This window comes from Microbacterium sp. ARD31 (assembly GCF_031844425.1).
On record NZ_JAUZVE010000007.1, the window covers coordinates 54,186 to 79,513 of the forward strand.

Annotated in this window: 25 protein-coding genes; 12 read left to right on the plus strand and 13 right to left on the minus strand. The window is 71.5% G+C overall.

The features are described 5' to 3' along the window. Positions 1 to 59 precede the first annotated feature (59 nt). Positions 60 to 1,715, minus strand: coding sequence for a TIGR04028 family ABC transporter substrate-binding protein (locus Q9S36_RS19090; protein ID WP_311286500.1), 1,656 nt, complete (start codon positions 1,713 to 1,715; stop codon positions 60 to 62). Between the two features lie 109 nt (positions 1,716 to 1,824). Beyond that, a complete protein-coding gene (locus Q9S36_RS19095; protein WP_311286501.1) occupies positions 1,825 to 2,193 on the minus strand; it encodes a VOC family protein in 369 nt (122 codons plus the stop codon). 60 nt (positions 2,194 to 2,253) lie between these two features. Between Q9S36_RS19095 and Q9S36_RS19100 the strand changes: the two genes are divergently transcribed. Continuing rightward, positions 2,254 to 2,697, plus strand: coding sequence for a MarR family transcriptional regulator (locus Q9S36_RS19100; protein ID WP_311286502.1), 444 nt, complete (start codon positions 2,254 to 2,256; stop codon positions 2,695 to 2,697). A 45-nt stretch (positions 2,698 to 2,742) separates the two neighbouring features. On the opposite strand, the gene recQ is transcribed toward Q9S36_RS19100, so the two are convergent. Further along, a complete protein-coding gene (gene recQ, locus Q9S36_RS19105; protein ID WP_311286503.1) occupies positions 2,743 to 4,800 on the minus strand; it encodes a DNA helicase RecQ in 2,058 nt (685 codons plus the stop codon). A gap of 322 nt (positions 4,801 to 5,122) precedes the next feature. On the opposite strand from recQ, the gene Q9S36_RS19110 reads away from it, so the two are divergent. Both Q9S36_RS19110 and Q9S36_RS19115 read left to right on the plus strand, forming a co-directional pair. After that, complete coding sequence (locus tag Q9S36_RS19110; RefSeq protein ID WP_311286686.1) at positions 5,123 to 5,449, plus strand: GNAT family N-acetyltransferase; 327 nt, start codon at positions 5,123 to 5,125, stop codon at positions 5,447 to 5,449. Between the two features lie 143 nt (positions 5,450 to 5,592). Next, a complete protein-coding gene (locus Q9S36_RS19115) occupies positions 5,593 to 6,834 on the plus strand; it encodes a DUF222 domain-containing protein (protein WP_311286504.1) in 1,242 nt (413 codons plus the stop codon). A 7-nt stretch (positions 6,835 to 6,841) separates the two neighbouring features. Here the strand turns inward: Q9S36_RS19115 and Q9S36_RS19120 are convergent, their stop codons facing one another. Then, entirely contained in the window at positions 6,842 to 7,081 is a 240-nt protein-coding gene (locus Q9S36_RS19120) for a hypothetical protein (protein ID WP_311286505.1), read from the minus strand. Further along, a complete protein-coding gene (locus tag Q9S36_RS19125; protein WP_311286506.1) occupies positions 7,078 to 7,620 on the minus strand; it encodes a DUF1697 domain-containing protein in 543 nt (180 codons plus the stop codon). The genes Q9S36_RS19120 and Q9S36_RS19125 overlap by 4 nt, the downstream gene beginning before the upstream one ends. 56 nt (positions 7,621 to 7,676) lie before the next feature. Here Q9S36_RS19125 and Q9S36_RS19130 point away from each other — a divergent pair, with 56 nt between their 5' ends. Next, entirely contained in the window at positions 7,677 to 8,219 is a 543-nt protein-coding gene (locus Q9S36_RS19130) for a pyridoxamine 5'-phosphate oxidase family protein (RefSeq protein WP_311286507.1), read from the plus strand. On the opposite strand, the gene Q9S36_RS19135 is transcribed toward Q9S36_RS19130, so the two are convergent. The 8 genes from Q9S36_RS19135 to Q9S36_RS19170 form a co-directional block, all read right to left on the minus strand. Beyond that, the gene (locus Q9S36_RS19135) at positions 8,216 to 10,714 is read right to left on the minus strand and encodes a DUF3516 domain-containing protein (protein WP_311286508.1); all 2,499 of its coding nucleotides are present in this window, start codon (positions 10,712 to 10,714) and stop codon (positions 8,216 to 8,218) included. The two genes, Q9S36_RS19130 and Q9S36_RS19135, sit on opposite strands and share 4 nt — an antisense overlap. A 117-nt stretch (positions 10,715 to 10,831) precedes the next feature. Next, complete coding sequence (locus Q9S36_RS19140) at positions 10,832 to 11,023, minus strand: hypothetical protein (protein ID WP_396653798.1); 192 nt, start codon at positions 11,021 to 11,023, stop codon at positions 10,832 to 10,834. A gap of 239 nt (positions 11,024 to 11,262) precedes the next feature. Continuing rightward, positions 11,263 to 12,720 (minus strand): cation acetate symporter, encoded by a 1,458-nt coding sequence (locus Q9S36_RS19145; RefSeq protein ID WP_311286509.1) that lies wholly within the window; start codon positions 12,718 to 12,720, stop codon positions 11,263 to 11,265. After that, positions 12,717 to 13,082 carry a hypothetical protein gene (locus Q9S36_RS19150; RefSeq protein ID WP_064003543.1) on the minus strand — a complete coding sequence of 122 codons (366 nt, stop codon included), beginning with the start codon at positions 13,080 to 13,082 and terminating at the stop codon, positions 12,717 to 12,719. Before Q9S36_RS19150 ends, Q9S36_RS19145 begins: the two co-directional genes overlap by 4 nt. After that, on the minus strand, positions 13,079 to 13,798 hold the full coding sequence (locus Q9S36_RS19155) for a LytTR family DNA-binding domain-containing protein (protein WP_311286510.1): 720 nt from the start codon (positions 13,796 to 13,798) through the stop codon (positions 13,079 to 13,081). Before Q9S36_RS19155 ends, Q9S36_RS19150 begins: the two co-directional genes overlap by 4 nt. After that, entirely contained in the window at positions 13,795 to 14,982 is a 1,188-nt protein-coding gene (locus Q9S36_RS19160) for a histidine kinase (RefSeq protein WP_311286511.1), read from the minus strand. Before Q9S36_RS19160 ends, Q9S36_RS19155 begins: the two co-directional genes overlap by 4 nt. A 23-nt stretch (positions 14,983 to 15,005) precedes the next feature. Continuing rightward, positions 15,006 to 15,242 (minus strand): YbdD/YjiX family protein, encoded by a 237-nt coding sequence (locus tag Q9S36_RS19165; RefSeq protein WP_311286512.1) that lies wholly within the window; start codon positions 15,240 to 15,242, stop codon positions 15,006 to 15,008. A 13-nt stretch (positions 15,243 to 15,255) separates the two neighbouring features. Beyond that, the gene (locus tag Q9S36_RS19170) at positions 15,256 to 17,517 is read right to left on the minus strand and encodes a carbon starvation CstA family protein (RefSeq protein ID WP_064003541.1); all 2,262 of its coding nucleotides are present in this window, start codon (positions 17,515 to 17,517) and stop codon (positions 15,256 to 15,258) included. A 195-nt stretch (positions 17,518 to 17,712) separates the two neighbouring features. Here Q9S36_RS19170 and Q9S36_RS19175 point away from each other — a divergent pair, with 195 nt between their 5' ends. The 8 genes from Q9S36_RS19175 (at position 17,713) to Q9S36_RS19210 (ending at position 25,313) form a co-directional block, all read left to right on the plus strand. Beyond that, positions 17,713 to 18,021: a GNAT family N-acetyltransferase gene (locus Q9S36_RS19175; RefSeq protein WP_217529952.1), complete on the plus strand. Its 309-nt coding sequence runs from the start codon at positions 17,713 to 17,715 to the stop codon at positions 18,019 to 18,021. A 4-nt stretch (positions 18,022 to 18,025) separates the two neighbouring features. Continuing rightward, a complete protein-coding gene (locus tag Q9S36_RS19180; RefSeq protein WP_311286513.1) occupies positions 18,026 to 18,997 on the plus strand; it encodes a pirin family protein in 972 nt (323 codons plus the stop codon). A 45-nt stretch (positions 18,998 to 19,042) separates the two neighbouring features. Beyond that, complete coding sequence (locus tag Q9S36_RS19185) at positions 19,043 to 19,594, plus strand: ECF transporter S component (RefSeq protein ID WP_311286514.1); 552 nt, start codon at positions 19,043 to 19,045, stop codon at positions 19,592 to 19,594. A gap of 36 nt (positions 19,595 to 19,630) precedes the next feature. Next, a complete protein-coding gene (locus tag Q9S36_RS19190; protein ID WP_311286515.1) occupies positions 19,631 to 21,433 on the plus strand; it encodes an ABC transporter ATP-binding protein in 1,803 nt (600 codons plus the stop codon). Continuing rightward, entirely contained in the window at positions 21,430 to 22,278 is an 849-nt protein-coding gene (locus Q9S36_RS19195) for an energy-coupling factor transporter transmembrane component T (RefSeq protein ID WP_311286516.1), read from the plus strand. The genes Q9S36_RS19190 and Q9S36_RS19195 overlap by 4 nt, the downstream gene beginning before the upstream one ends. Continuing rightward, positions 22,254 to 23,090: a siderophore-interacting protein gene (locus tag Q9S36_RS19200; protein WP_311286517.1), complete on the plus strand. Its 837-nt coding sequence runs from the start codon at positions 22,254 to 22,256 to the stop codon at positions 23,088 to 23,090. Before Q9S36_RS19195 ends, Q9S36_RS19200 begins: the two co-directional genes overlap by 25 nt. Before the next feature lies 1 nt (position 23,091). Beyond that, on the plus strand, positions 23,092 to 23,643 hold the full coding sequence (locus Q9S36_RS19205) for an ECF transporter S component (protein WP_311286518.1): 552 nt from the start codon (positions 23,092 to 23,094) through the stop codon (positions 23,641 to 23,643). 125 nt (positions 23,644 to 23,768) lie between these two features. Next, on the plus strand, positions 23,769 to 25,313 hold the full coding sequence (locus Q9S36_RS19210; RefSeq protein WP_311286520.1) for an APC family permease: 1,545 nt from the start codon (positions 23,769 to 23,771) through the stop codon (positions 25,311 to 25,313). Positions 25,314 to 25,328 lie beyond the last annotated feature (15 nt).

Consider the following 25,328-nt stretch of genomic DNA (forward strand, 5'->3'; position numbering starts at 1 on the left):
TCGGAACGGGGTGGATGCGGGGAGGGGTCGCCTCCCCGCATCCGGGTCGGTCGTACTTCTTACTGGGCGAGCCAGGTGTTGTAGAACGACGGGCGGCCGATCGACTCGGTCGCGAAGCCGTGGACGGCGTCGACGTAGCCGTAGACCTGCGGTTCCTCGAAGAAGGGCAGGATGTAGGCCTGCTCCGCGAGGCGCTGCTGGGCCGCGGCGGATGCCTCCTGGCGGCCCTTCTCGGTGGGGCTCGAGGCGATCGCCAGCAGCAGCGCGTCGAGCTCCTCATCGGCGACCGTCCCGTCGGGGTACCCGTTCAGCAGCGCGTTGCGGTTGCCGGAGTAGTACTGCGACTTCAGGACGTCGTAATCGGCGCGGCCGACCATGGAGTGGTAAACCTGCAGCTCGCCGGGGACGCCGCGCGCGGCATCCTGCGCCGCCTGGTCACCGGGAAGCAGGGTGATCTCGACGCCGATGTCCTTCAGCTGGTCCTGGATGAGGGTGATCACCTCGCGGGAGCGCGGCTGCGGCAGCGCCTCGTTGACCGTGAGGGAGAGGCGGGTGCCGTCCTTCTCGCGGATCCCGTCGGAGCCGGGCACCCAGCCCGCGTCATCGAGGAGCTTCGTCGCCTGGTCGGGGTCGTAGACGTAGAACTCCGACGTGTCGGTGTACCCGCGCGCCGTGGTCGCGAGGGCGCCGGTGGCGAGGGGGTAGCTGTCGCTGAAGAGGGTGTCGACGATCGCCTGACGATCGATGCCGGCGATGAGCGCCTGGCGCACGGCGAGCTCGGAGGTGATCGGGTCGCGCAGGCGGAAGCTCAGCCCGTTGTTGACGCCGTTCGTCGCCGAGGCGAGCAGGTGCAGGCCGTCGGCGGAGAACTGCGCCTCGTCGGGCGCTTCGATGCCGCGGGCGATGTGCGCCTGGCGCGAGACGACGGTGCCGACCCGCACGCTGTCCTCGGCGGCCACGACGTAGTCGATGCCGTCGAGGTAGGCGCGTCCCTGGTGCTCGAGAGAGGGGGGTGCCCAGTCGTAGTCGTCGCGCGCCGTCAGGCTGATCTTGGTGCCGATCTCCTCGGACGCGACGACGAAGGGGCCGCTGCCGATGATCTCGGTCGCGTTGCCGGGGCCGAACTCCTCGCTCGTGCGGTCGAGCGTCTCGTCGGAGAGGAGGCCCGCGTTGATCGCCGAGGTCGCCTGCGCGAAACCGGGTGCGGGGGCGCTGAAGTGGAAGCGCACCGTGTGCTCGTCGAGGACCTCGCTGCTCTCGTAGTTGGTCACCTGCTCCGAGACGGTGAACTTCCGGTCGGGGTCGCCCAGGCCGAGCAGGTCGAAGTTCTTCGCGACGTTCTCGGCATCGAGCGGCGTGCCGTCGGAGTAGGTGACGTCATCGCGGAGCGTGAACGTGTACTCGGTGGCATCCGCGTTCACCTCGGGCAGCTCGGCGGCGATCCACGGCTCCAGCTCGAGGGTCTCGGGGTCCTGGTAGAGCAGGCGGTCGGTGATGTTGTTGATGACACCGCCGTTCGGGTAGAAACCGCCCGACCCCGGGTACAGCGTGTTCCAGGTCTGCGGTTCGAGGTAGGTCAGGGTGCCACCGGTCTGCGGTTCGCCCGCGGCGGCGTTGGAGCTGGGGGTGGTGCCGGCGCCGGCGCAGCCGGCTAGCGCCGCAACGAGGGCGGCGCCGAGGGTGACGGCCAGGGCGGCGCGGAAGGGACGGGTCATGAGGACTCCAGGACGGATGAGGACGGGTGCAGGCCTCATCCGAGCACGCCCGCTCCGCGGCCGCACGCCGCGTGGTCACGGGAGGTAAGAGTGTTACGTCACATGCCGATCACGCCTTGTCGTGGAGGGTGATCCGGTAGCCGTCCGGGTCGGCGAAGGTGAACGTGCGGCCGAACGGGCCGTCGATCGGCGCGGCGACGATCGTGTGGCCGTCGGCGACGAGGGTGTCGTGGATCGCCTGTACGTCGGTGGCTCGCATCCAGATGGCAGCTCCGACTCCGGGATGCTCGGCCGCCGCAAGGTCGGTTCCGGGCACGAGGTCGCGGAGGGCGAAGGCGATCGGGGCGGTGTCGAACACCACTGCGTGCGGGGGTCCGGCGGGTGAGCGCACGAGTCCGAGGTACTGCTCGTAGAACCGCTGGGAGGCGTCGAGGTCGGTGACCTGCAGGGAGACGAAATCGGGTCCGATGGTGGGCATGAGACATCCTTTCTTTGTGTCAGTTTTCTGACACAAATTGCTGTATGTCAGACTTCTGACATGGTCCATTCGGAAGAGATCGACCTCCCCACATCGCTCGGCTATCTGCTCAAGGAGGCCTCGAGCGCGCTGCGGATCGCGATGGAGGACGTGCTCCGGCCGCTCGGGATGACCGTCACGTCGTACTCCTGCCTGGAGCTGCTGGCGCAGCGACCCGGTCTCTCGAACTCCGAGCTCGCACGGGGAGCCTTCGTCACGCGGCAGAGCATGAACGTGCTGCTGCAGTCCCTCGAGCGCGAAGGCTGGGTGACCCGCGCGACGACCGCCTCCGAGGGGCGGGCGCTGCCGGTGACGTTGACGGATGCCGGGCGGCGGCAGCGCGCGCAGGCGAGTGCCGCGGTCAAGACGGTCGAGGACCGGATGCTCGCCGAGCTGTCCGCGCCGGAGCGTCGCCAGGCGTTCGAGCTGCTGACCCGGATGACGCGCGCCCTCCGCGACGGCTGACCAGGCGTTCGCGGCTCAGGCGTTCGCGGCTCAGGCGTTTGCGGCTCAGGCGTTCGCGGCGATGACGGCGACGACGGCCTCGCCGTAGGCCTCGCGCTTCTTGGCGCCGATGCCGGTGATGCCGTCGAGGTCGCCGACCGAGCGAGGGCGGTGCTCGGCGAGGGCGCGGAGCGTCGCGTCGCCGAACACGATGTACGCGGGGACGCCCTGCTCGCGGGCCTGCTCGGCGCGCCAGGCTCGGAGCGCCTCGAACAGGTCGCGGTCGCCCTCGGGCAACGAGTCGGCCGTCGACGACTTCTTCGCGCGGGTCGCTCCTCCACCGGTGCGGCCGAGGACGTCGCGCCGCAACGGCACCGGCTCCTCGCCCCGCAGCACGGCGGCCCCGGTCTCGCCGACCGTCAGCACCCCGTACTCACCCTGCGCGACGAGGATGCCGCGGGCCAGCAGCTGGCGGACGACGGAGCGCCAGTCCTGCTCGGACAGATCGTTCCCGATCCCGTACGTCGAGAGTTTGTCGTGGCCCTGCTGGCGGATGCGCTCGGTCGAGGCGCCGCGGAGGATGTCGATGAGGTGCCCGGCGCCGAACGCCTGGTTGCGCTCCCGCTGCAGACGGACGATCGTCGACAGGAGCTTCTGCGCCGCGATGAGGCCGTCCCACGTATCGGGTTGGGTGAGGCAGGTGTCGCAGTTGCCACAGGCATCCGAGGACTGGCCGAAGTAGTTCAGCAGGTTCTGGCGCCGGCACGAGACGGTCTCGCAGAGGGCGAGCATCGCGTCGAGGTGCTGCCCCATGCGCATCTTGTAGGTGCGGTCGCCGGGCGACTGGTCGATGAGGCGCCGCTGCTGCACGACGTCGCCGAGACCGTACGCCATCCACGCGACCGCGGGTTCGCCGTCGCGGCCCGCGCGACCGGTCTCCTGGTAGTACCCCTCGACGGACTTCGGCAGGTCGATGTGGGCGACGAAACGGACGTCGGGCTTGTCGATGCCCATGCCGAACGCGATCGTGGCGACCATGACGACACCGTCTTCGCGGAGGAACCGCGACTGGTGCCGGGCGCGGATCGCGGCATCCAATCCCGCGTGGTACGCGAGGGCGTCGACGCCCTGTGTGCGCAGGTACTCGGCCGTCTGCTCGACCGACTTGCGGCTGAGCGCGTAGACGATGCCGGCGGCGCCCTCGGGCTGCGAGCGCACGAACTGCACCAGTTGGCGGCGCATGTCGACCTTGGGCTCGATGCGGTACTGGATGTTCGGGCGGTCGAAGCTCGCGACGAAATGCCGTGCGCCCTGCAGGTGCAGGCGCTGGGTGAGCTCGGTGTGCGTCGCACGGGTCGCGGTCGCGGTGAGCGCCATGCGCGGAACGCCGGGGAACCGCTCGGCCAGGTCGCCGAGCGCGAGGTAGTCGGGGCGGAAGTCGTGGCCCCACTGCGACACGCAGTGCGCCTCGTCGATCGCGATGACGCTGAGCTGCGCGCGCTGCAGGAGCGCGGTCGTCGCGGGGACCGACAGCCGCTCGGGTGCGACGTAGATGAGGTCGAGTTCGCCGTCGAGGAGCGCTTGCTCGACACCCGCGCGCTCGGCCGGGGTCTGCGTCGAGTTCAGGAACGCGGCACGCACACCGTTGGCGATGAGCGCGTCGACCTGGTCGTGCATGAGCGCGATCAGCGGGCTGACGACGAGGCCCGTGCCGGGGCGGACGAGCGCGGGCACCTGGTACGTGATCGACTTGCCGCCGCCGGTCGGCATGAGGACGACCGCGTCGCCGCCGGCGATGACGTGCGAGACGATGTCGCCCTGGTCGCCGCGGAAGGCCGTGTAGCCGAAGACCTCGGTGAGGACCTTGACCGGGTCATCGCCGACGTGGTCGCGTCGCTCGAGACGCAGGACGGATGCCGGGGGTGCGGCGGGGCGTGCGGGCTGGGTTCGCGCGTGCTGGGTTCGCGCCGGCTCGGCGCGCGTCGCGCGGGCGACGGACGCGGCGTAGTCGTCGAACCGCGGGTCAGGCGGAGGCGGCGAGTCGAAGTCGTCCGGTGGCGGAACGTCGTCGGGATCCCACACGAGATCGGCGTAGGGGTCGTTCTGCCATCCGCCGTCACTCACCCGGTCAACCCTAGCCGCGGCATCCGACACGGTCTGCGGGTGTGGAGGGTCTCGGCACGCTTGCGAGGATGGGGAGACCGATTCGCGAGACTGCACCCGGGCGACGAGGATGCGGCGCGCGAACGCAGTCTCGACGCGCTCGTGCAGTCTCGGCGCAGGGGGCGCGGCGCGGGAACGGGGAGGAGCGGGGATGGAACTGAGCAGGTGCACGGCGGCGGATGCCCGTGAGGTCGAGGCCTTCCTGCGCGAGGTCGACCTGACCGTCACGGGACTCGACGCGCCGTCGACCCGGCTGTGGGTCTAGCGCGACGAGTCGGGGCGGATCGTCGGGAGCACCGGGTACGAGCTGAGCGGCGACGGCACGCACGCGCTTGTCCGGAGCGTCGCGGTCGCGGCGGCGTCGCGCACCCGCGGGCGCGGAAGGGAATTGGCCGGTTTCGCGCTCGACCGCGCCGCGGACGAGGGCGCGGCGACAGCGTGGCTGTTCAGCCGCCGGTCGGGCGCGTTCTGGCAATCGCTGGGCTTCGTCGGTGCGGACCTGTCGGAGCTCGCGCGCGTCCTGGCCGACACGCATCAGGTGCGGGCGTTCGTCGCGACCGGGCAGATCGCGCGCGAGGTCGCGTGGACGCGGGTGCTCGGCGGGGCGTGAGTCGGTCGGGCGCTGCGCCGAGGCGTCGCAGATGGTCGGTCGGCGGCGCCGAAGGCGACCATCTGCGACGTCTCGACGAGAGGCGGGACGGATGCCGGGCGGCAGCCGAAAGCGATGTCGGAACCCCCTCCTAGTCTGGGGCTATGTCCAGTTCAGCCGATCGTCGCGATGAGGTCCCGGAGGGGATCCCGTCGACCCTGGACTGGGTGGTGCTGAGCGCGGACATGGCGACCATCCATGCCGCGCAACGGTACGCGTGCATCGTCGAGTTGTGGGATGACGCGATCGCCGACGCGCGCCGTCGGGAGGAACCGGTCGCGTTCGTGGAACGGTCGGTGCGGCTCGAGGTCGCCGCCGCGCTGCGGATCACCGAGCACGCCGCGGGACGGTTGATGGGTGTCGGGCACGCGCTGCTGCGTCGGTACCCGCAAGTGTGGGAGGCGATGAGCCGCGCGGACATCACCGACACCCACGCGACGATCATCGTCGACGGGCTCGACCAGATCGACGACGTGACCGCGGGGCTCGTGTCTGAGGTGCTGAGCCTCGCGGAAGAACTCCCGACCGGGCCGTTCCGGCGCGCGATGAAACGCATCGTCGACCGCGAGCAGGAAGCGACCCTCGCCGAACAGCACGCCGCCGCGGTCGCGCACCGGCATGTGCGGGTGGATGCGGGGGTGGACGGGATGGCGTGGCTCACCGCGCACCTCCCCGCAGTCGAAGTGCACGCGATCGTCGGCAGGGTCACCGCGATCGCGAAGACGCTCGACTCCGCCGACGACGAGCGCACTTTGGATCAGAAGCGGGCGGACGTGTTCGGGGACCTCCTCCTCGACGGCGAAACCGACGCGCTCCCCGAGACCGCGCGAGGCATCCGCCCCACCGTCGCGATCACCGTCCCCGCCCTCACGCTTCTCACCGGCGACGGCCCGGCCGCGCAGGTCGACGGTGTCGGCCCGATCCCCCTCGACCGCGCCCGCGAACTGTGCGGAGCAGCACCCGGGTGGATGCGGGTGCTCACCCACCCCGAAACCGGTGTCGTCCTCTCCGTCGGGCGAGAGCAGTACCGCCCACCGGCCGACCTCCGACGACTGGTCACCTGGCGGGCCGCCCGGTGCATGGCACCCGGATGCGGAATCCCGGCCGACCGGTGCGACCTCGACCACACCGTCGACTGGCACCACGGCGGGACCACCGCCGCCGACAACCTGGCACCACTGTGCCGCGGGCATCACACCCTCAAACACCAATCCGACTGGCAGGTCAGAGCCAAACCCGGCGGCGCACTCGAATGGACCTCCCCCGCAGGCCGGGTCTACCTCGTGACGCCCGAACGCCGCATCCCGCAATTCACCACCGACCCACCCGGACCGCCACCGTTCTAACGATGCCTCACCGCACCGTCCGTGCCTCGACGATGCCCGGTGTGCCGGGATCCGTCTGCTCCGCACCGTCGAAGGCGAAACCGCTCCGGCGATAGAACGCGATCGCGCGGGGATTCTCCTTCGCGACCCACAGGACCGCCGGCCCCGCAGGGATGACGGCATCGAATTGGCTCTGCCACGTCGCGACGTGCAGCGCAGCGATCGCCTCGGCATCCGCCGCGACCGGCTCGCGGATCACGGTGCTCACGCACCGCACCACTTCTCGGCGAGCGTCCCGATGACGTTCGCGTTGCGGTTCGTCGCGACCCCCAGCAACGACGCGGCGCCCAGCGGATCGACCGCACCGTCCTGGTACCCGGGCTGCAGCAGCGCGTGCGCCGCGCGCCCCCGCACCACCATCCGACCGCGCTCGTCCGCACGACCTTCGATCTCCGCGATCTGCGCTGCTGAGAGCTCGCCCTTCAGCAGGTAGACGTAATGGCGCGCGAGCCCGGGGTTCGCATCATCCAGCTCACGCGTCTGCCGTGCGACCTCGCGGAACTCCGCGGTCGAGAACACGATGGTCGGCACCTCGAACCCGCGATTCGCGGCGAAGGCCGCCTCCAATGTCCGCTCGATCCGCTGCCGCGACCGCATCCGCGACTCGAAACGGACGTTGCCCGTGTTGATGTGGGTCGCGACATCCTCGAACCCGACACTCTCGACGACGCGCCGGATGTCGTCCTTCGGGAACACCCGCTTCGCCCCCAGGTTGATCGCACGCAGGAATGCCAGGTAGGTCGCCACGGGGTCAGTCTGCCCGCCCGCACCGACATCGTGACACCTCGGAGCAGGATGGGAGCATGAACGAGCTCACCCGGTGGCTCCGCGCCCAGCCGTCCCTCACCGGATCTCCGCCGCCGCTCGACCCCTCGGACCTCCCGGCCGATCCCATCACCCTCTTCGAGACGTGGATCCGCCACGCCGCCGACGCCGGTGTCGCCGAACCGCGCGCGATGACCCTCGCCACAGCGGATGCCGGTGGTCGCCCCGACGCGCGCACCCTCATCCTCAAGGGGGTCGATGCGGACAGCTGGCAGTTCGCCGGTCCGCGCTCGTCGGCGAAGGGCGCGCAGCTTTCAGAGAACCCCGCCGCCGCGCTGAACCTCTGGTGGCAGCCCGTCATGCGCGCCGTGCGCGTCCGCGGCGCCGTGCGCGAGGCCGCACCCGACGAGAGCGCGGCCGACATCGCCGGCAGTCCGGCCGGTGCGCTCCTCGCGCCCGGCGACTGGGTGCTCTGGCGCCTCGTCCCCGAGCGCATCGAGTTCTGGCAGGGCTCCCCCGACCGACGTCACACCCGCATCGTCTTCACACGCGACGGCGAGGATTGGATCCGCGAGCTCTAGAGCCGCACGACCTCGGTCACCCGCACGACCGCAGCGCCCTCTTCGACGGATGCCTCGAGGTCGACCTCCGCGCGGATCCGCCAATCGTGGTCGCCCGCCGGGTCATCGATGATCTGCTCCACCCGCCACACCCCGTCGGACGCCGACGACTCGTCGATGACGCACAACGCGGGGCTGCGGGCCGCCCCGCCGGTGAGGATCTCGTCGTGATCGTCGAAGTACCGGTCGAGGACGTCGGGCCAGGCGGCATCCGGATCCAGCTCGACCAGCGCATCATCGTCCTGCAGCGCGGCCAACTGCACCCGGCGGAACATCTCGTTGCGCACCAGCACGACGAACGCTCGACGGTTCGTCAGCACCGACGGGGGTGCAGGCGGCACGACGGGAGCCTCGGGGTCGTCCGCCGGGTTCACGAGCGCATTCCACTCGTCGACGAGGCTCGAATCGACCTGGCGCACCAGCTCGCCGAGCCACTCGATCAGGTCGAGCAGGTCGTCGGTGCGCGCCTCCGCCGGCACCGTCTGCCGGATCGCCCGGTACGCATCGGACAGGTACCGCAGCACCAGCCCCTCGCTGCGCCCCAATTGGTAGAACGAGACGAACTCACCGAACGACATCGCCCGCTCGAACATGTCGCGCACGACCGACTTCGGCGACAACTCGAAATCGCGCACCCACGGCTGACTCGACGCGAACGTCTCGTACGCCTGCGCCAGCAGCTCGGCCAGCGGCTTCGGCCACGTCACCGCCTCGAGCAGCTCCATGCGCTCGTCGTACTCGATGCCGTCGCGCTTCATCGCCGCGACCGCCTCGCCGCGCGCCTTGTACTCCTGCTGCGACAGGATCGCGCGCGGATCGTCGAGCGTCGCCTCGATGACACTCACCACGTCGAGCGCGTAATGCCCCGTCCCGGTCTCGCCGTCCTCCGGCGACAGCAGGTCGATCGCGGCGAGCGCGAACGGCGACAGCGGCTGGTTGAGCGCGAAGTTCGGCTGCAGGTCGACGGTGAGACGGATGCCGTCGCCATCCGCCACGACGATGTCCGCCGCCACGAGGGTCCGGAACAGCGCGATCGCCCGGCGGGCCAGCTCGTACTTCCGCCCGCGCGGCTCGTGGTTGTCGAAAACGAGTGACCGCACGTTCGCGAACACGTCGCCGCCGCGACCGATCACGTTGATGAGCATCGCCGAGGTCAGCTTCAGCTGCGGCGACAACGGCTCGGGTTCGGCCGCCACCAACCGCTCGAACGACCCCTCGCCCCAGTTGACGACCCCCGTCGGCGCCTTCTTGCGCACGATCTTCTTGCGTTTCGCCGCATCGTCGCCCGCCTTCGCGAGCGCGACGGCGTTCTCGATCTCCCACTCGGGCGCCATCACCACGACGCTGCCGTGGGTGTCGAACCCGGCCCGACCCGCGCGGCCCGCGATCTGGTGGAACTCGCGCGCCGACAGCTGCCGCATTTTCGTGCCGTCGTACTTCGACAGCGCCGTGATCATCACCGTCCGGATCGGCACGTTGATGCCGACGCCGAGCGTGTCGGTGCCGCAGATGACGCGGAGCAGCCCGCGCTGCGCGAGCGTCTCGACGAGCCGCCGGTAGCGCGGCAGCATCCCGGCGTGATGCACCCCGATGCCCGCGCGGACGAGCCGCGACAGCGTCTTGCCGAACCCGGTCGTGAAGCGGAAGCCGCCGATCGTCTCGGCGATCGCGTCGCGCTGCTCGCGCGTCGTGATCTTCACGCTCGACAGTGCCTGCGCGCGCTCGAGGGCGGCGGCCTGCGAGAAGTGCACGATGTAGACCGGGGCCTCGCCGTTCTCGAGCAGCCCCTCGAGCACCTCGTGCACGGGGCGGCGCGCGTACGAGAAGTCGAGCGGCACCGGGCGCTCCGCGCCGGCGATGTGCGCGACCGGTCGACCCGTGCGCCGCTCGAGGTCGGCCGAGATCGCCGACACGTCGCCGAGCGTCGCCGACATCAGCAGGAACTGCGCCCTCGGCAGGAGCAGCAGCGGCACCTGCCACGCCCAGCCGCGGTCAGGATCGCCGTAGTAGTGGAACTCGTCCATCACGACCTGGTCGATCTCTGCCTCGGGACCGAGCCGCAGCGCGCCGTTCGCCAGGATCTCGGCCGTGCAGCAGATGATCGGCGCGTCGGGGTTCACCGACGAATCGCCCGTGACCATGCCCACGGCATCCGGTCCGAAGATGTCGACGAGGGCGAAGAACTTCTCGCTGACGAGGGCCTTGATCGGAGCCGTGTAGTACGTGCGGCCGCCGCGGGCGAGGGATGCCGCGTGTGCCGCGACCGCGACGAGCGACTTGCCCGTACCGGTCGGGGTCGCGAGGATCACGTGCGACCCGGACGCGAGCTCGAGGACCGCCTCGTCCTGAGCGGGGTAGAGCTCGATGCCGCGCTCGAGCGTCCACTCGAGGAAGCCCTCATACACCGCGTCGGGGGTCGACCCGACGGGGATGCGGTCCCGGAGCGTCGAGGTCATCCCTCGAGTCTGCCTCACGGGCGCCGGGACGGTGTGCCCGGTGCAGGTCGGAGCGACTCCGACCGCCGCCGATCGGGCGCGACCGGGCGTTGCACCCTGCACCCGGCACGCGACGGGTCAGGGCATGTCGGCCTTGGCGGCGAGCACCCGCGCGGCCGCGGCATCCACCTGCGCCGCGAATTGCGGGTCGCTCTGCGCCTTCGCCAACACGGCGTCGTACATGGCGGGGAAGACCGACGGTTTCGCCGACACGAGCACCACGTCGACACCCGCCGCACCGAGGACGGACCACCTCAGAGACCGACGCATGCGCACATTCTGCTCTCCCCCAACCGGGACGTGGCCGGTCGGAGCGATCGCATGGTTGTTCCGTGAGCAGCCCGCAGGGGCGGCGTCAGCCCGCACGACCCCGGTTCCGGCGGATCTGCGGGGCCGGGGCGGACGCGGAGACGGAAACCGCGGCGAGCCGTTCTCCGGAGAGAATGGGGCATCCAGCGCGTCGGCAGCCCTGACCCCGCAGAATCTCCGGAGAACGGCCCGCGGCCCGCTCAGCCGCGGCCGGGGGTGTGCAGCCGGGCGAGGTAGGCGCCCGCCCGCACGGGCGCGCCGGCGCGGTCGGTGAGCGAGACGACGACGGTGACGGCCGTCGCGAGCGGGATGGTCCAGGCCGCCGGTTGCGCGAGCAGCGGCGCTGCGAGCCCCACGCCTCCCACCGCCGCGTGCACGGCGAACGCGACGGCGCACGCGACGCCGCCGGTCACCATGCCCGCCACGGCGCCGCGCGCCGTCAACCGCGACCACCAGATCGACAGCAGCAGCACGGGAGACAGAGCGGATGCCGCGAACACGAACACGACTCCGACCGAGGCGACCAGCCCGGCCGGCGCCGTGAGCAGGGCGATCGCGAGCGGCACGACGGCGACCACGACGGCCGACAGACGGAACGAGCGAACCGAGCCCGAGAACACGTCCTGGCTGATGACCCCCGCGAGCGAGACGGTGAGCCCGGCGGAGGTCGCGAGGAACGCGGCGAACGCGCCGGCGACGACGAGCGCCGTCAGCAGCTCCCCCACGATGCCGGGGAACACCCGCGCGGGCAGCACGAGCGCGACCGTGTCGGCCACACCCGGCTGCGCGAGCTCGGGCGCGACCACCCGCGCGAGCAGCCCGATGACACTCGAGACGGCGTAGAAGACGCTGACCATGACGATGACGAGCACGGTCGTCCGCCGCGCCGACCCGCCGGTCGGGCTCGTGTAGAACCGCACCAGCACGTGCGGCAGGCCCATCGTGCCGAGCAGGAGCGCGAGCAGCAGCGACCCGGCCGCGTACGCGTCGATGCCCGCGGGTCCCGCCTCGGCGGGGAAGACCACGAGGGGCTCGATCTCGCGCGCCCCGCCGTTCACGGCGAAGGTGATGAGCACGGCCGGCACGAGCAGCGCGGTCAGCTTCAACCAGTACTGGAACGCCTGCACGTAGGTGATCGCTCGCATCCCCCCGGCCGCCGCCGCGGCGGCGACGAGCACCGCGACGAGCACGGCGCCGACCCACGGCGGGATGTCGGCGACGACCTGCAGCGTGATCCCCGCCCCGTGCAGCTGCGGCACGATGTACAGCCACCCGATGAGCAGGCAGGCGGCGCTCGTCACCCGCCGTGCGAGGCGCGAGTCCAGCCGCGCCTCGATGAAGTCGGGGATCGTGTACGCGCCGCTCCGCCGCAGCGGGGCCGCCACGAACAGCAGCACCAGCAGGTACCCCGCCGCGTACCCGATCGGGAACCAGAAACCCTCCGCCCCGCTCAGCAGCACGAGGCCCGAGAGCCCGAGGAACGTCCCCGCCGAGAGGTACTCGCCGCTGATCGCCGACGCGTTCCACACGGGGCGGACGGTGCGGGATGCCACGAAGAAGTCGCTCGTCGTGCGCGAGACCCGCAGCCCGTAGGCCCCGATCAGGACGGTCGCGCCCACGACGGCCGCGACGGCGAGCAGGTCGAGCACCGCGTTCATGCGCCCTCGTCGCGGAGCGCGCGCCAGCGGCGCTCGTTGCGGTTCGCCCCGCGCAGGTAGAGCACCGCGAACCCCGCGATCACGGGATAGAACCCGAAGGCGTGCAGCAGCCACGACAGCGGCACCCCCAGCACGACGATCTCGTCCAGTTCGGGGATGAGGGTGATGGCCAGCAGCAGCGCGACGGTCACCGTCACGAACCCGAGCAGCGTCCCGAGCGCGAGCCGCAGCTGCGAGCGCCGCAGGGCGCGTGCGTACGCCGCCTCGGCGTCGTCGACGGGCGCGCCCGGCAGTGCGATGCCGCGGGTGGGCGCTCCGGGCCGCCCCGATCCCGCGGTGACGCGCACCCGCTCGCGGGTCACGACCCCGCCCGCCCGACGAGCGCCTCGCGGACGGCGGGCAGCAGCCGCCGGCTCACCGGCAGCGCGGTCCCGTCGACCCAGACCGTCGGTTCGGCCCCCGCGAGCCGGACCTCGGTGACGGATGCCGCCCGCACGAGGAACGAGCGATGGATGCGGACGAAACCGGCATCCGCCCACCTCGTCTCGAGCTCGGAGATCGGGATGCGGACGAGGTGCCCGGAGGCGGCGTCGGTGTGGAGGCGCGTGTAGTCGCCCTCGGCCCGCACCCAGCGGACGTCGCGGCGGTGCACGAACCGCACCGCCGAGCCGACGGTCACGGGCAGCACCTCGTCGCTCTCGGCGGGGCGATCGCTCTCGGTGATGCGGTCGACGGCGCGACGCAGCCGCTCGACCCGGACGGGCTTGAGCAGGTAGTCGAGCGCCTGCAGTTCGAACGCGTCGACGGCGTGCGCGTCGTCGGCGGTGACGAACACGACCGCCGGCGGGGACGCGAGCCCGCGGAGGGCCGTCGCGAGCTCGAGTCCCGAGAGCCCGGGCATGTGGATGTCGAGGAACGCGGCGGCGACCGGCCGCTCGGTGAGCAGTCGCAGCGCCCCGGCGCCCGACGACGCCGTCAGCACCTCGCCGATCCGGTCGTCGGCGCGCAGCAGGAAGGCCAGCTCGTCGAGCGCCGGCTTCTCGTCGTCGGCGACGAGGACGTCGATCACGGCGCTCATGCCTCTTCCCGGGTGAGGTGGTGCGGCTGCGACTTCGGGATCCGCATGCGCACGAGGGTACCGGCGCCGGGGGCCGTCTCGACGACGAGTCCGCCCTCGGCGCCGTACAGCTGGCGCAGCCGCGTGTCGACGTTGCGCAGTCCCACGTTGCGGCCGTCGGCGGCGCTCGTGAGCAGCGCGTGCAGCTCGTCGGGATCCATGCCCGCCCCGTCGTCCTCGACGGTGATCTCGGTGTGGGTCGCGGCATCCTCCGACGCGATCAGGATCGTGCCGCCGCCCTCCCCCGGCTCGAGCCCGTGCCGGACGGCGTTCTCGACGAGGGGCTGCACCGACAGGAACGGGATGACAGTGGCGAGCGTCTCGGGCGAGATCCGCAGCATCACCGACAGCCGTCCGCCGAAGCGCGCGTGCTCGAGTTCGAGGTAAGAGTGGATGCTGCGCAGCTCCTCGGCGAGCGTCGTGAACTCCCCCTGGCGCCGGAACGAGTACCGCGTGAAGTCGGCGAACTCGAGCACCAGTTCGCGGGCGCGCGGCGGGTCGGTGGAGATGAACGAGGCGATCGCGGTCAGCGCGTTGTAGATGAAGTGCGGCGAGATCTGCGCGCGGAGCGAGCGCAGCTCGGCCTCGGCGAGCGCCGCCCGCGACGCGTCGAGCTCACCGAGCGTGGCCTGCGCCGCGCACCAGTCCGCCACCTCCCCCGCCGCGCGCACGAGCGCCGCCCGGACGGGCGCGGCAAAGGCGACGAGCACGCCCGCGACCCGCCCGTCCACGCGGATCGGCGCGCCGACCGCCTCAAGCCCGTCGCCGCCGTCGGCGCGGGGGAAGATGCGGCGCTTGCCCGTCTCGGTCACCTGCGCCGCGATGCGGCGGGCCGCGGCATCCAATCCCTCGGTCTGACCGTCGCGCGCGACGATCACGTCGCCGACGACGAGCACGACGGCGCGGCTGCCGAGTACCGCCCGCAGGTGCTTCGCGGCGCGGGCGACATCGGGGGTGTCGAGCCCGCCGCGCAGGTAGGGGGCGGCGAGGCTCGCCTGGTGCAGTGCGCGGTAGGTGGCCTCCTCCGCCTCGCTGCCGAGCCCGCCCGCGCCGCGCGCGTAGCGTCGCGCGAGCAGCAGTACGGCCGACAGCACGATGCCGCCGACCACGCCGAGCAGGGCGGCGAGGACGACGGCATCGGTCATGCGACGAGCCTAGATCGCGGGCGTCAGCAGCAGCGGGCGCCCGGGTTGCGGTCCTGGTCGTCCATCTTCTGGCGCCAGAACTGCCGCTCGGTCATCGGTTCCTCCCCGGGGTGCACGCGCCGATGGTGCGCGACGTAGGTCGCGTAGGCCGTGTCGCCCATGAGGGTGGTCATGTACCAGCGGATGCCGCGGCCCGCCCGCACGACGAGGTCGAGCATCGCTCGCATCGGCGAGACCGCGGCATCCGTCCGAGTACTCATTTCCGGGGCCCTCTCAGTGCCGGTTCGCCGCGCGCTCGTCGGCGAGGATCGGCTCCCACTGCTTGTCGAGCTCGCGCTCGGAGGGAGTGGCGATGAAGCCGGCCGGGGCGAAGCGGCGTGAGGGCACCGGCTCGTCCTCGTGGTTCTCGCCGCCGCCGCGGCGGATCGCGGTGATCGTGACCGCCACCGCGGCGATGATCACGATGATCGCGAGGGTCACGAACACGATCGACAGGGTGCCCTGCACGAAGGTGTTGCGGATGACGGCGCCCATGACCTCGGGGGTGCCGAGGGTCGTGTCGCCGGCGGCGAGCGCGTCGCGGTAGCGGAAGTGGTTCGACCAGTATCCGATCGCCGGGTTCGGCGAGAAGATCTTGTACGCCGACGCGGTGATCGTCACGACCGCGGCGAACGCGAGCGGCAGGGCGACGATCCACAGCCACTTCACGAACGACGGGCCGCGCTTGGCGATGATCGCGAGGACCACGGCGAGCGCGATCGCGGCGAGCAGCTGGTTGGCGATGCCGAACAGCGGGAAGAACGTGTTGATGCCGCCGAGCGGGTCGGTGACGCCGAGGATGAGGATCGCTCCCCAGCCGGCGACCATGATCGCCGTCGTGATCCACACGCCCGGACGCCACGAGACGTCGCGGAACTTGGGGACCCAGTGGCCGATCGAGTCCTGCAGCATGAAGCGCGCGACGCGGGTACCGGCATCCACCGCCGTGAGGATGAACAGAGCCTCGAACATGATCGCGAAGTGGTACCAGAACGCCATCATCGCGGGGCCGCCGAGGGCCTGCTGCATGATGTGCGCGAGGCCGAGCGCGAGGGTCGGCGCACCGCCGGTGCGCGAGACGATCGACTCCTCGCCCACCGCGGCCGCCGTGCTCGTGAGCATCTCGGGGGTGAGGTTCACCCCGGTGATGCCGAGCGAGTTCACGAACGCGACCGCACCCTCCACGGTGCCCTGCGTCGCCGCGGCCGACGCGTTCATCGCGTAGTAGATGCCCTGGTCGATCGAGATCGCGGCGACGAGGGCCATGATCGCGACGAAGGACTCCATGATCATGCCGCCGTAGCCGATGAAGCGCGTCTGGCGCTCCTTCTCGACGAGCTTCGGCGTCGTCCCCGACGAGATGAGCGCGTGGAAGCCCGAGAGAGCACCGCACGCGATCGTCACGAAGAGGAAGGGGAAGAGGGGTCCGGCGAACACCGGCCCGGTGCCCTCGAGAGCGAAGTCGGTGACCGCCGGCACGGTGATCTCGGGGCGCACGAGCACGATGGCGCCGGCGAGCATCACGATGACGCCGATCTTCATGAAGGTCGACAGGTAGTCGCGCGGGGCGAGCAGCAGCCAGACCGGGAGGACCGCGGCGATGAAGCCGTAGATGATGATGCCCCAGGCGATCACGGTGCGGTCGAGGTGCAGGAACTCCTGACCCCACGCGGTCTCGGCGACCCAGCCACCGGCGACGATCGCGGCGATCAGGAGGACGAAGCCGATGATCGAGACCTCGGTGACCTTGCCGGGGCGGAGGTACCGCAGGTACAGCCCCATGAACAGGGCGATCGGGATGGTCATCGAGACGGAGAAGACACCCCACGGGCTCTCGCCGAGTGCGTTGACGACGACGAGGGCGAGGATCGCGACGATGATCAGCATGATCAGCAGCGACGCGATGATCGCGGCGGTGCCGCCGATGCGGCCGAGCTCCTGACGGGCCATCTGGCCGATGGTGCGACCGCCGCGGCGCATCGAGAAGAAGAGGACGGTGTAGTCCTGCACGGCGCCGGCGAGGACGACACCCACGATGATCCAGATCGTGCCGGGGAGGAAGCCCATCTGCGCCGCGAGGACGGGACCGACGAGCGGGCCCGCGCCGGCGATGGCGGCGAAGTGGTGACCGTAGAGGACGCGGCGGTCGGTCGGGACGTAGTCCTTGCCGTCCTGCTTGACCTCGGCGGGCGTGGCGCGACGGTCGTCGGGCCGCAGCAGGTGCTTCTCGATGACCTTCGAGTAGAAGCGGTAGCCGATGAGGTAGGTGGCGACGGCCGCGAACACGAACCAGATCGCGTTGACGGTCTCACCGCGGACGATTGCGAGCATCGTCCAGCCGAGACCGCCGGCCAGGGCGATGAGCGCCCAGACGACGATCTTCAGCGGCGTCCAGCGGCCGTCCTTGGTCTTCTGCTCCTCGGTGAGGGCGACGGGGGGAAGGGAGGGATCGGGTTCGAGCGTGGCGGCCTTGCCACGGCGCGACGGTGCAGACATGGGCGACTCCTTCAGGGCGCGTCTTTGCGTACACGACAGGGTAAGAAGAGGGATGCCGCGCCTCCCCGCTCGGACGGGTGCCGCTGCGACGAGCGGCGCGACCGGCGCGACGAACGGCACGGACGGAGGCGCGGGGTCCTGGCGGGAAGGCGCACGGGCCGCATACGGTTGACCCACACGACAGAGGGGGTCCCCGTGGCACACGACGCCGCACCGACGGTCACGCGCAACGACGAGAAGAACCGCTACGAGATCCACGTCGACGGCGCGGTCGCCGGGTACACGCTCATCACGACCGACGACGCCGGTCGCACGGTCATGCCCCACACCAAGGTCGACCCCGCCTACAAGGGCCAGGGTCTCGGCAAGATCCTCGTCTCCGAGGCGCTCGCCGACCTCGCGCGACGCGACGCCGAGGTCGTCCCGACGTGCCCGTTCGTCGCGGGGTACCTCGAGAGCAACGACGTTCCCGGCCTCACCGTCGTCTCACCCGACGCGGAGTGACCGGATGACCCGCCTCGACGCCGATCCCACCGAGACCGTCGACGCCCCGGCATCCTGCGACGGCCCGCGTTCCGTCCTGCTGACCTCGCGCGAGGTGCCCCTCGGCGGGGTGCGGGGCATGCAGGTGCACCGCGCGCTGCCGCAGCGCGAGCTGCCGATGGTGGGCGCCTGGTGCTTCCTCGACCGGTTCGGGCCGCAGGTCACGACGATGCGGGTCGAACCGCACCCGCACATCGGGCTGCAGACGGTGACGTGGCCCTTCGCGGGCGAGACGCGGCACCGCGACACGATCGGCTCCGACGTCGTCATCAAGCGCGGACAGCTGAACATCATGACGAGCGGCGCCGGCATCGCGCACTCCGAGTACTCGATGGGCGACGAGCCGTCCGTCACCGACGCGCTCCAGCTCTGGGTGGCCCTGCCCGAGTCGCGCCGGCACGGCGGGCCGGACTTCGAGCGGCACACCGATCTGCCGATCGTCGAACTCGGCGAGGGCGCGGCGGCCGTCGTCGTGGTCGGCGAGCTCGCCGGCATCCGCTCCCCCGCCACCATGTACACGCCCATCCTCGGCGCGGAGGTCTTCATCCCGGCCGGTGCTCGCATCCGGATCCCGCTGAACCCCGCGTGGGAGCACGCGATCGTCGGGGTCGACGGTGCGCCGCTCGTGCACTCCGCCGACGAGCCCGTCGCCCTCGGCGACAACGACCTGCTCTACCTCGGCGTCGGGCGCGAGCGGATCGAGATCGGCGCGCCCACCGACGTCACGGTGTTCCTGCTCGGCGGCGAGCCGTTCGAGAGCGACATCGTCATGTGGTGGAACTTCGTCGGGCGCAGCCACGAGGAGATCGTCGCCGCGCGTGAGGAGTGGGAGGCGGACACCCCCCGCTTCGGGCACGTCGTCACCCACGGCGACGAGCGCATCCCGGCCCCGCCGCTGCCCACCGTCCGACTGACGAAGCGGCGTCGTCGCGCCTGATTTTGCACGGCCGGGGCCCTCTCGGGCGCGGATAGCCTTGAATCCGTGACCCGCACACTCCTCTCGACGCGCGTGCTGCTGGTGTGCGCCGCGCTCGGAGTCGCGACGGGTCTGCTGGGCGGCGTGGCCGGAGCCATCACCCCGCTCGTGCTCGCCGCAGCCCCCTGGGCCTACGGTCTCGTACTCGGGTCGCACGTGCTGCCCGGGATCATCGCGCAGCAGGTGTTCCGTCTGCCGCTCGTCGCCCTGACGACGCACGTGCTCGCCGCGCTCGTCGCGAGCGCCGTCAACCCGTCGTGGATCTGGCGGTTCCTCGGCACGGCGCTGCTGTTCGGCGCGATCCAGGAGGGCGTCGCCGCCCTCACGCGGTACCGCTCGTGGGGCGCGTGGCGCTTCTTCGCCGCCGCTCTCGTCATCGGGGTCCTCGTCGCCGTCGTCGTGTTCTTCGCGGCGAACCTCGGAAAGCTCCCGGCGTGGGCGCAGATCGCCTACCTCGTCATCGCGCTCGCCGGTCCGGTCGTGTGGACGGCGGCCGGCCTCGGCGTGGGCGAGAGCCTGCGCCGCGCGGGCGTGGCGCGAGGAGTTAGGGCAGGCTAAGCTAAGGCCGACCCGCCCCCCTCGTTTGGACCGTCCGTGAGCCCTGCCGCCTCCGACCCCACCACGGCGCAGGCGCCCCGCGACGACCGGCCGCCCACGCCGCTCCTGCGCGTGCGTGGAGTCGCGATCACCCACGAGGGAGCGGATGCCGCGATCCCGGCATCCGTCACGTTCGACATCGCCCCCGGCGAGGTCGTCCTGCTGCTGGGACCCAGCGGTTCGGGCAAGTCCACCCTCGCCCTCGCGACCAACGGCCTGATCCCGCAGGCGGTGCCGGCGACCCTCACCGGCGAGGTCACCGTGCGGGGGCGCGCCGCGGCCACGACGCCCGTCGCACAGCTCGCGGCGCACGTCGGCATGGTGTTCCAGGACCCGGACGCGCAGCTGATCACGGGCACGGTCTTCGACGACGTCGCCTTCGGCCCCGAGAACCTACGGATGCCGGTGGCCGACGTCCTCGCGCGCACCGAACACGCACTGCGCCAGGTCGGCCTGTGGGAGCGCCGGGGCGAGAACCCGGACCGGCTGTCGGGCGGCGGCAAGCAGCGCCTGGCGATCGCATGCGCGCTGGCGATGGGGTCGGAGCTGCTGGTCCTCGACGAACCCACCGCGAACCTCGACCCGGCCGGCATCGAGGACGTCTACGACGCGCTGCGCGCGGTCGCCGCCGAGGGTCGCTCGATCCTGCTGGTCGAGCACAACCTCGACGCCGCCGTCGGCCTCACCGACCGCGTCGTCGTGCTCGATGCGGAGGGCCGCACGGTCGCCGACGGCACCGTCGACGCCGTGCTGCGCGGGCGCGCCGAGGAGCTCGAGGCGATCGGCGTCTGGCTGCCGGTCTCGACGATGGCCGCCCTCGCCCTGCGGCGAGCCGGGTGGGACCTCCCCCGCACGCCGCTGACCCCTGCGGAGCTGACGGAGGCGCTCGAGGCGGCGGAGGCGCCCGGTCGCGCTCGCGGCGGACCGTTCTCCGGATCGATGGGTCCGTCGGTGTCCGATGACATGCCGACGGCAGCATCCGTCCGGAGTAACGAGCGCACCGCGGTCGAGGTGCGCGGGCTCACCCTCCGGCGCGGGCGGCGCACCGTGCTGCACGGCGTCGATCTGACGGTGCGGGCGGGCGAGTTCGTCGCCGTCGTGGGAGCGAACGGCGCGGGCAAGACCACGCTCGTGCAGGCGATGGCGGGGGTCATCCCGCCGCCGCGCGGCACGGTGCGGGTCGACGGGGTCGACGCGTCGCGCACCGGCCTGCGCGAGTTGTCGCGCCGGATCGGCTTCGTCTTCCAGAACCCCGAGCACCAGTTCATCGCGCACACCGTCTTCGACGAGCTCGCTCACGGCCTGCGCGGACGCGGACTCGGCGAGGCCGAGATCCACGCGCGCACCACCGCGATGCTCGAGCGCTTCGGCCTCGAGGGCAAGGCCGACGTGCACCCGTTCCTGCTGTCGGGCGGCCAGAAGCGGCGCCTCTCGGTCGGGACGGCGCTCATCGCGGGAGCCCCGATCCTCGCCCTCGACGAGCCGACGTTCGGACAGGACCGCGCCCGCGCCGACGAGCTGCTGCGGCTGCTGCGCGACCTCAACGAGGCGGGCACGACGATCGTCGTCGTCACGCACGACATGCAGCTGGTCGCCGAGTACGCACATCGCACGGTCGTCGTCCACGACGGCCGGATCCGAGCGGATGCCGCCACCGCCGACGTGTTCGCCGACGAGACGCTCCTGCGCGAGAGCGGTCTGCGCCGCCCGGCGCTGCACGAGGCGCTGCGGGGCGTGACGCGGCATCCCGGACTCGCCGGCGTGACGTCGCTGCGCGCCCTGGGCGGAGGCGCGTCGTGACCGCCGTCGCCGATCCCTACACCGGCGCCCCCGCCCGGGGCGTGCTCGGCCGCATCGGCCCGCTCGCCAAGCTCGCCGCGCCCCTGCCGGCGATGGTGGCCCTCGTCTTCTCGCGCGATCTGGTCACCCCGCTCGTCTTCCTCGCGATCGCGTACCTCGTGATCCTCACCGGCACCCGCGTATCGGCGCGGGTCGCGGCGCTGCTGCTTCTCGGCATCCCGATCGGAGCGTCCGTGATCGGTCTGTCGCTGGGACTGTGGGTCGACCGGGATCTCGTCGACGGCACCGCGCCGATCCTCTCGGTCGGATCCTGGACCCTCTACTCGGGCGCCGTCGAGGTCGGGCTCGCGACGGGGGCGCGCCTCGCGGCGATCCTCGCGCTCGGGCTCATCGCGGGGCTCACGACCACGGGCCCCGACCTCGTCCGCGCGACCGTGCAGCAGCTGCGGGTGCCGTACCGCATCGGGTACGCCGCGCTCGCGGCGATCCGGTTCGTGCCGCGGTTCGGGTACGAGCTCGAGGTGATCCGGCAGGCGCACCGGGTGCGCGGCGCGCACGGCGGGCGCGGGCCGTTCGCCGCGATCGCCCGCTGGGCGGGTTACGTCGTGCCGCTGCTGGCCGGCGCGATCCGGCACGCCGAGCGGGTGGCGCTCGCGATGGACGCCCGCGCGTTCGGCGCCCACCGCGACCGCACCGAGCGGTACCTGCTGCCGTGGCGGGCGCGCGACACGGTGTTCGTGCTCGTCTTCTGGGTCGCGTCCGCCGCGATCCTCACCGTGCTGTTCCCCTGGGCATGTGACCCCGCGATGGAAGGATGCCGATGGCCCGCGCCAGTGCTCTCGTGAAGCCCGCACACCAGGAATTGCTGCACCTGCGCGTGCTGCGCACCGAGCGGCTCGCGCCCCACTGGATGCGCGTCACGCTCGGTGGCGGCGACGTCGACCGGTTCACCGCGCGCGGCTTCGACCAGTGGTTCCGCCTCTTCCTGCCCATCGGCGGCGAGGCGGGCCTCGAGCGCATCCCCGCGAAGGCGAACACCCTCCTCGGCTACCTGCGTTACCTCCGGATCCCTGAGGGGGAGCGGCCCGTCATGCGCAACTACACCGTGCGCGCATACCGGGCCGCGACGGCGGATGCCGGTGCCGAGATCGACGTCGACTTCGTGCTGCACGGGCACGGCGACGACGCGGGCCCCGCCTCGGGCTGGGCGGAGCGGGCGCAGCCCGGCGAGAGCGTCGTCATCCTCGAGGAAGGGCTCGGGTTCGACCCCGAGCGCGGGGTCGACCAGGTGGTGCTCGTGGCCGACGAGACCGGCGTGCCCGCCGTCGCAGGGGTCCTCGCGTCGCTGCCCTCGACCGCGACGGGCGTCGCGATCCTCGAGGCCCCGACCGCCGACGACGTCCTCCCCCTGGACGCACCGGCGGGCGTCGAGGTGTCCTGGCTCGTGCGCGACGCCGACGCGGCACCCGGCACGGTCGCCCTCGCAGAGCTCGTGCGGCGGCCGGCGGCATCCGGCGCACATCACTTCATCGTGGGCGAGCAGAACCTGCCGACGTCCGCGCGGCGCCACCTCGTCGCGCTGGGGGTCGACAAGTCCGCGATCAGTTTCATCGGCTACTGGCGCAGGACGCCGGCGAAGGAGAAGGTGGGGCGCTGACATGGGCAAGGTGTCGACCGCGTACCTGATGACATGTGCGGCGATCGGGGTTGCGGGCGGGGTGATGCTGGCGTTCGCCTGGTGGCTTTCGACGGCGCTGTTCGCGACCGTGCCGTTCGCCTCGGTCGCGATCGCCGGGCTGTGGATGATGCCGGCGGTCATCGCGCTCCGCCTCATCCGCCGGCCGTTCGCGGGTCTGCTCGTGGGGCTGGTGTCGGGGCTCGTGCTCACGCCGTTCTACACCGCCGGCGCGATCGCGACGACGCTGTTCTGGGCCTTCTTCCCGGAGCTGCCCTTCCTCGTGACGATCTACCGCCGCTGGTCGCGGTGGCTGCACTACGCCGGCGCCGTCGTCGCGGGTGTCGCCTACCCGATCCTCGCGGCGCAGTCGTTCGACCTGTGGGCCATGGCGTTCCCGGTGCTGGTCGTCTTCTTCGTGCTGTGCACGGTGAGCTGCCTCGTCGCCACGTGGGGCGGGATCGTCATCGCCGACCGGCTGGCGGCCGCCGGTGTCGCCCGTCTGGCTCGGCGCGCGGCGCCGCGCTCGGCCTGACACCGGGTCTCGTGCGGCGTGGAACGCCGGTGCTAGGGTGAGGCCACTTCCCGCTCAGGACGGCGACGGCGCCGCCCGGTTACCCGACCGCGGGAGGGCGGATCGCTTTCCCTGAGGAGGTCGGCGTGACCACGACGCCTGTGCATCTGACCCGTCCGGACGGCAAGGGCCTCGCGCGCGGCACCCTGGGCCTGTGGGGCTCGACCGTCATCGGCCTCGCCTCGACCGCGCCGGTGTACTCGCTCGTCGCGACGCTCGGCTACGTCGTCCTCGCCGTCGGGGGGCAGGCGCCGATCGCGTTCGTGATCGCCTTCATCCCGATGCTGCTCATCGCCTTCGCCTACCGCGAGCTCAACAACGACGTGCCCGACTGCGGCACGACGTTCACGTGGGGGACGAAGGCGTTCGGCCCATGGGTGGGCTGGATGGGCGGCTGGGGCGTCGCGATCGCGGGTATGATCGTGCTGGCGAACCTCGCGCAGGTCGCCTCGATCTACTTCTGGGCCCTCCTCGGCCAGGAATTCGAGGAGCCGAACGACTGGCGGATCGTCCTCGTCGCGGTCGCCTTCATCGCCGCGATGACGTACGTGTCGTGGCGCGGCGTCGAGATCGGCGAGCGCCTCCAGAACGTGCTGCTCGGCATCCAGTACCTCGCCCTCATCGTCTTCGTGATCGCGGCGCTCACGCAGTTCTTCTCGGGCTCGGCCCCGAACCCGACGGCGTTCGACTGGCAGTGGCTGAACCCGTTCGCCTTCGGGGAGTGGGGCGGGTTCGTCGAGGCGATCCTGCTCGCGCTGTTCATCTACTGGGGCTGGGACACCTGCCTCGCCCTGAACGAGGAGACGAAGGACCCGAAGCGCATCCCCGGGCTCGCCGCACTCCTCACCTGCGTCCTGCTGCTGGTCACCTACGTCACTGTCACGATCGCGGCGATGATGTACGCGGGCATCGGCGAGGACGGCACGGGCCTCGGCAACGTCGACAACGCCGACGACTTCTTCCTCGCGATCAAGGACGGGCTGCTCGGCCCGTGGGGCTGGCTGCTCGTGGTCGCCGTCCTCATCTCGGCGGTCTCGTCGACGCAGACGACGATTCTCCCGACGGCGCGCGGCACGCTCGCGATGGGCGTGTACCGCGCCCTCCCGGCGAAGTTCAAGGACGTCCACCCCCGCTACAAGACGCCGTCGTTCTCGACCCTCGTCATGGGTGTCGTCGCGAGCGTCTACTACGTCGTCATGACCTCGATCAGCGACGCGATCCTGCAGGACACGATCCTCTCGCTCGGACTCGCGATCGCGTTCTACTACGCCATCACCGGGTACGCCTGCGTCTGGTACTTCCGCAAGGACCTGTTCCGCTCCGCGCGCGACACCTGGTTCAAGGGCGTGTTCCCCCTCCTCGGCGCGCTCATGCTGACCTACGCCTTCATCCAGTCGGCGATCGACATGCTGAACCCCGACTACGGCTACTCGGGCACGCTGCTCGGCGTCGGTTCGACGTTCGTCGTCGGCATCGGGGCGCTCGGCATCGGCGTGATCCTCATGCTCGTGTGGTTCCTCTTCCCGCGCTCGAAGCGGTTCTTCCGCGGCGAGAGCCTCAACCGCGAGACCCCCGTGCTCGTCCCCGACGACACGAGCACCCTCCGCCGCTCCATCGACGGCGGCATCTGACCGCCCGGAAGGACC

What these genes read in the sequence shown, in the direction of transcription:
- Q9S36_RS19090 (WP_311286500.1), bottom strand. Translation starts at nt 1,715, where the DNA reads ATGACCCGTCCCTTCCGCGCCGCCCTGGCCGTCACCCTCGGCGCCGCC.
- Q9S36_RS19095 (WP_311286501.1), bottom strand. Translation starts at nt 2,193, where the DNA reads ATGCCCACCATCGGACCCGATTTCGTCTCCCTGCAGGTCACCGACCTC.
- Q9S36_RS19100 (WP_311286502.1), top strand. Translation starts at nt 2,254, where the DNA reads ATGGTCCATTCGGAAGAGATCGACCTCCCCACATCGCTCGGCTATCTG.
- Q9S36_RS19115 (WP_311286504.1), top strand. Translation starts at nt 5,593, where the DNA reads ATGTCCAGTTCAGCCGATCGTCGCGATGAGGTCCCGGAGGGGATCCCG.
- Q9S36_RS19130 (WP_311286507.1), top strand. Translation starts at nt 7,677, where the DNA reads ATGAACGAGCTCACCCGGTGGCTCCGCGCCCAGCCGTCCCTCACCGGA.
- Q9S36_RS19135 (WP_311286508.1), bottom strand. Translation starts at nt 10,714, where the DNA reads ATGACCTCGACGCTCCGGGACCGCATCCCCGTCGGGTCGACCCCCGAC.
- Q9S36_RS19140 (WP_396653798.1), bottom strand. Translation starts at nt 11,023, where the DNA reads ATGCGTCGGTCTCTGAGGTGGTCCGTCCTCGGTGCGGCGGGTGTCGAC.
- Q9S36_RS19145 (WP_311286509.1), bottom strand. Translation starts at nt 12,720, where the DNA reads ATGAACGCGGTGCTCGACCTGCTCGCCGTCGCGGCCGTCGTGGGCGCG.
- Q9S36_RS19155 (WP_311286510.1), bottom strand. Translation starts at nt 13,798, where the DNA reads ATGAGCGCCGTGATCGACGTCCTCGTCGCCGACGACGAGAAGCCGGCG.
- Q9S36_RS19160 (WP_311286511.1), bottom strand. Translation starts at nt 14,982, where the DNA reads ATGACCGATGCCGTCGTCCTCGCCGCCCTGCTCGGCGTGGTCGGCGGC.
- Q9S36_RS19165 (WP_311286512.1), bottom strand. Translation starts at nt 15,242, where the DNA reads ATGAGTACTCGGACGGATGCCGCGGTCTCGCCGATGCGAGCGATGCTC.
- Q9S36_RS19170 (WP_064003541.1), bottom strand. Translation starts at nt 17,517, where the DNA reads ATGTCTGCACCGTCGCGCCGTGGCAAGGCCGCCACGCTCGAACCCGAT.
- Q9S36_RS19180 (WP_311286513.1), top strand. Translation starts at nt 18,026, where the DNA reads ATGACCCGCCTCGACGCCGATCCCACCGAGACCGTCGACGCCCCGGCA.
- Q9S36_RS19200 (WP_311286517.1), top strand. Translation starts at nt 22,254, where the DNA reads ATGGCCCGCGCCAGTGCTCTCGTGAAGCCCGCACACCAGGAATTGCTG.
- Q9S36_RS19205 (WP_311286518.1), top strand. Translation starts at nt 23,092, where the DNA reads ATGGGCAAGGTGTCGACCGCGTACCTGATGACATGTGCGGCGATCGGG.